1 protein-coding gene is annotated in these 290 nt (G+C 51.4%); it reads right to left on the reverse strand.

Annotated elements, in window-relative coordinates:
• Positions 1-290, reverse strand: a 290-nt coding sequence (locus tag SB773_RS31090) for a hypothetical protein (protein ID WP_410594114.1), incomplete at both ends; no start/stop codon positions are given.

A 290-nucleotide genomic window follows, 5' to 3' on the forward strand; every position in this document is an offset into this window, starting at 1 on the left:
CGTTCACATACAGCAAGTACCCTTGAATGTCTTTGTCCCGACTGCTCCATTGCACGCGATTTCCTGACACCGATGCAGAAATGACTGGTGGCTTCGTATCCACTCGGATCGGCAAGGTCAAGGTCTGCCAGTTGGCATTGCGTCCATCGATTTTGGCCTTGATGCTAAAGTGATATTGGCCATCTGCTACCTGTTCATAGGTTCCTTTTTCGGGAACGTACGCTTTGCCATCCCAGCTCCACGCTTCTCTCTCCGTGTAGTAATAGGGCGTACCCAGCTTGGACTGATCG

Origin of the sequence: Bacillus sp. SIMBA_074 (assembly GCF_046534555.1) — a bacterium.
Lineage (GTDB): Bacteria > Bacillota > Bacilli > Bacillales > Bacillaceae_G > Bacillus_A > Bacillus_A mycoides.